The organism is Paenibacillus sp. 3LSP, assembly GCF_032465655.1.
Classification (GTDB): domain Bacteria; phylum Bacillota; class Bacilli; order Paenibacillales; family Paenibacillaceae; genus Fontibacillus; species Fontibacillus barengoltzii.
Map to the genome: position 1 here is coordinate 1 of NZ_JAWDJI010000252.1, position 4,500 is coordinate 4,500.

Annotated in this window: 2 protein-coding genes and 2 pseudogenes; 1 reads left to right on the forward strand and 3 read right to left on the reverse strand. The window is 56.2% G+C overall.

What is annotated here, in order from left to right:
• Positions 1-1,434, forward strand: a pseudogene (locus tag RW092_RS22010) (fibronectin type III domain-containing protein); the annotation flags it as partial.
• Positions 1,435-1,447: 13 nt separating this feature from the next.
• On the opposite strand, the gene RW092_RS22015 reads toward RW092_RS22010, so the two are convergent.
• The 3 genes and pseudogenes from RW092_RS22015 to RW092_RS22025 form a co-directional block, all read right to left on the reverse strand.
• On the reverse strand, positions 1,448-2,437 hold the full coding sequence (locus RW092_RS22015; protein WP_316011304.1) for a dihydrodipicolinate synthase family protein: 990 nt from the start codon (positions 2,435-2,437) through the stop codon (positions 1,448-1,450).
• Positions 2,421-3,731, reverse strand: a complete 1,311-nt coding sequence (locus tag RW092_RS22020; protein WP_316011305.1) for a beta/alpha barrel domain-containing protein — start codon at positions 3,729-3,731, stop codon at positions 2,421-2,423. Before RW092_RS22020 ends, RW092_RS22015 begins: the two co-directional genes overlap by 17 nt.
• A gap of 89 nt (positions 3,732-3,820) precedes the next feature.
• A pseudogene (locus tag RW092_RS22025) lies at positions 3,821-4,500 on the reverse strand (transcriptional regulator); the annotation flags it as partial.

The following is a 4,500-nucleotide window of genomic DNA, read 5'->3' on the forward strand; positions in this document are numbered from 1 at the left end:
TCGAAACGTAATCGGCCATTAGCTTACCAGGAGGCGACCCCCGACAAGGTGCGCGACTTTGTGCGCTGGGCCCATAATAACGGCTATCAGGTTCACGCCTGTATCGCAGGCGGCACGACACCTCCCTACATGGGAGCGTTGGCACCTTTTCATGAACATGCCATTCGAGAAATGGAGAAAGTGATCAACTACAATATCGCTGCCGCACCAGAAGAACGCTTTGATGGCGTAAACGTAGATATCGAACCGTACATTTTGCCGGAGTTTAATGCCGAGAAGCCTTCGGTGCAACTGCAATACCTGGATGTGCTGCAAAAAATGATCGACCGTCGGAACACTGCCGGCATCAACCTGCCCTTCGGTCCAGCGATCCCCCGTTGGTTTGACAGCAGTGAAGGTGCCAAAGAGATTACGTGGAACGGGCAAACCAAATGGCTCTCCGAGCATGTTCAAGACCTCAGCGATTATATTTCGATCATGGACTATCGCGACGTAGCGGATGGCAGTGTAGGTATCATTGCCCAAGCACAAGGTGAGCTCAGCTACGCCAATGCCATCGGCAAGCCCAATTCGGTGGTCATTGGCGTGGAAACGCTGGATATCGCAAACAGCGGGGATCCGGAAACGATCACGTTCCGGGAAGAGGGACGCACGTATATGGAGGCTGAACTAGATAAGGTGTACGCGGCCTTCCAAGACGATCCCGCCTTCGCCGGCATCGCCATGCATCACTACGACTCAATCCGCTGGCTGCCATCCATCTGGGGACCGGACGGCCACCTGTGGCGCGTGAACCCCGCAGATACGGAGCCGCCCTCTGCTCTGCCGGGCCCGCCGCTGGCCACCACCGTTGACGATCACACGATTCAATTAAGTTACGGGCGGGCGACGGACAATTCCGACATCGAGCATTATTTGATTTATCGCGGAACGGAGCCGGATTTTACACCGGATGAGGCCCATGTGGCCGGAAGCTCCCGCAATTTGACGTATATGGATACGGGGTTGCTGCCGAACACCACTTATTACTACAAAGTCGCGGCCGTAGACATCAGCGGCAATATCGGGCCAGCCACGTCACCGGAGGCATCCGCTACGACAGCAGCCTCCTATACCGATCAAAGGCCGATGATCGTTGGCGGAATGAGCGTAACCTATGATGGTACACGGGCCGTCGTCCAACTCCAAGTTGTTGATCTGGAGACCGGCGAAGGGGTTCCTGCCGCCGTTTATGGACGGTTTACGCAGAGCGGAGGCCGCTACATCGAAATGGTGACCGATGCGGACGGCATCGCCAGCGGAACGTCCGAGGCGCTGACCTTCCCGTCCGGGGAAGTCGGGTTTCTGCCGCAGCGGATCGTGGCCCCCGGTTACTATTGGGCTTCCGCCTATGACTTAGATCGCCACATCACCGCCGTTTGGCCGCAGTACTAACTGCAAGCATGTTCTAATATAACCGATACCTTTCGATGGCCCGGTGAAGAGATTCAATCTCTTGCCGGGTCATTTCATATCCGGCAAGGTCATGTGCTGCCTCCTCCGGGATCACACCGGACAAGACGAGACACCACAGCATGCGTAAAATATACTTATCCATCGGGCGGATAAACGTTCGTTCCGCATAACCGTCCACCCGAGCCGATAAATCCATAAACCGCTCGTAATTTCCCGATGCATACGCCTGCATCAGATCATGTTGGATGTTCGGATATGCCGCGCCCAATCCAACTAAAGCGCCGCGGGCCCCGCGCATCAGTGAGTACCCAAACATCCGATCCTCTCCCGTGATCAGCAGTTGCTCTGGAAACTCCTCAGACATTAATGCGGATACGTCTTGCAGCGTCATAACGCTGTCGAGCGTTGCCATTTTGATGCCTACCGTCATCTCTAAAGACAGCAAAGCTCGCAATACTTCAGCCGAATAGGCAATGCCCCCGGCCTCGTCATACAAATAAAAAAGAATAATCGGGACACCTAACCTCGATATTTCGCGATGATATTCAACGATAGCTTCATCCTGTTCTGCGACGGGGAGCTCACGGAACAGCGAAGGCGGAAAAACAAGCAGCGCATCGGCTCCCCCCTGGATCGCATCGGTTGCCATGGCCAAGCTGTCCTGCTGCCATTGGCTGATCTTGGCAAGGCCCAGCCACCGGGGATCGGGAAGCGCGCCCACGCCAGCCACCAGCAGCTTGGACGCTCCAAGCGCAGCCCTCCACTGCTGCAACACGGCCATTCGCTCAAAGCGCTCCATATGTAAGCCGCGTCCGGTATGTGCCCAAACCGCTGCCCCGGCAATGGATTGTTCCGCAAGATACCCGGCATACGCCTCCTGCGCTTGCAGATGAATTCGCCCTTCGCGCGTTCGCGGCACCGGAACGGCAGGGATCAGCCCCCATTCCAAGGCTTGTCTAACCTCATTAAAGCTGGCGTTCATGGATCATCCCCCTTAGAAAAAAATCACGTCCCCTTCTTTGATACCAGGTCGTCACGTCGCGAAAAGCAGCGATGCCATCCCGATGTCCGATTTCCCCGGTCTCTCTTAAATGAAGCATCCAAGTCACCAATCCGTTCTCTGGATGAAAATACAGCTCATGCAACGCCCGCTGCGTCTTTGGGCCGCAGGTCATGCTATACGCGCTGGAGGGAAGTTGGAATAAGGTGTGCATCTGTAAGCTTGTCGCGCCGCGCAGCGCGTATTCCAAGGCGATCTTGCCGGAGCGAACATCCCCTGTTCCCGAAATGACGGGAACCGGTGCTGAGAGTTCCCCTTGCAGTTCCAGCCTGCGTAAACGAGACAATATGTGCAGATTTCGTCGGCTGAGATCCGGCCCGCCGTAGGCAGTCCCGCCTCCCCCGGAATCGAGACGAGCTCGGTCATATAACCGATTAGCATAGATCAGATAATCCGGCCGAGCCTCCCCTTCCTCGATGAGCGTGCGGATCGTCTGCAGCTGGAAGTCGTCGTCAAACACCGTATTCATCAGCTTAATGCCCAGCCGAATCTCGCCCGGCGGTACAGCCGATCGAATCAGCTTGGGCACCTCCCGGTACCATCGCAGAATCGCCTCCTGCTGCATCGCCCGGTCCGATCCGGCTAGGGTTGGGCTAAAATCTTTTTCCAGTTGAAGCGGTCCCGCTTCTCCGGCTTGCCGCCAAACTTGAGCCAGACTCTGGGTCGTGTATCGATATTCCTCCAACGCGAAATCGTCGTCCCTTGCCGGCAAATGATATTTGCAGGAAGGCACGACCACGGTTCCCCATTCTCGTCCAATGTGCAGGGAGGCAGAGACAAAGCACAGGTATTCCGCAAAAGTCCCATGCCAACCTCGTCCGTTCCAAGTGACGTTCCATCCGGTTTCGCCCGTTGCTTTGCTTACGATGGGCTCCACCTTCATCCGCGTATCCTTAACGGCCCAAGCCTCCATCGAACGCTGGCCTTGTCCGTTTTCTGCGATCACCGTCTTCAGGACGACAAACCCTAAGCCCGCCTGCGCATCGGTACGAACTTGGGAAGTATTCAGTGACAGCTGACCGGCGGCTTTACCAAACGGGTTCTTGATTGGCGCCGGTCCATAATTCGAGGAAACATCGATGCCATATTCCTCCAACAGATATGCCTCAACCCGGTCCGGAAGGCCGGTATGCCGGAACCGTTCGTAGTCGCGACGGATTCGCGCCTCTTCGCTGGGGCGGAGGTTGGGCACGGCGGGCAATATCAGGCGGTCCATCGGCTTCATCCCCTTTGCATCGTGTATATCCCCAATTGTATGCCGACCCGGCGCCCGTTTTATCCGTCGAAACACCTATTTTTGTCCCGTCAAAAAAAACCGTCGATATGCAGCGCATAAATCTGCCTTGGGCGACCGCGCCCCACCGGCTGCTCCTCCCCAACAATTGTCGCCAGTTCATATTTCTCCAGCACGGCCATAATTCGCCGAGCGCTGCGCAGCGTAATCCCAAACCCTTCGGCCAGTTGCGCAGCGGTTAAGGTCGAGCTGTTCAGCCTGCGGCACAGGGAAATCAAGCGATTGAGCGTCCCGACACTCAACCCGGCTTTCTTGGCCATCGAGATCAGCTCGGGATCTTCGCTGCGCGCCGAATATTTGAGCGTCAGCTCCGAACCCATCGGCCCGTAGACCTGCCCGTCCTGCATCATCAGAAAGCAGTTGCCGCCTCCGCTCGTTTTGGCTTTCAAGAGCGCCTCGCGGGCCTTCCCTTCCGCCTCATTGGCCGTTCGCCCCAACCCGATCCCAATGCTCGCCTTCCACTGCAGCCGCTCCATCACTTCCAGCAGCAGCGGGGCCTGTTCAAATTTACGGGTCACTTGCTCAATGATACCACGTGTGGTAATGAAGGAGACCTCGTTCGAGTCCGTCCAATTAATTAAGGATTGCGTCTCTTCACCGAAGTCGATCAGGATTTGCTGGAGAATGATTTTTTTGCGCTGAATTTCGTAATCCGAAGCTGCCTCTTTCACCACTCGCTCATAGTGATCGA

What these genes read in the sequence shown, in the direction of transcription:
- RW092_RS22020 (WP_316011305.1), bottom strand. Translation starts at nt 3,731, where the DNA reads ATGGACCGCCTGATATTGCCCGCCGTGCCCAACCTCCGCCCCAGCGAA.
- RW092_RS22015 (WP_316011304.1), bottom strand. Translation starts at nt 2,437, where the DNA reads ATGAACGCCAGCTTTAATGAGGTTAGACAAGCCTTGGAATGGGGGCTG.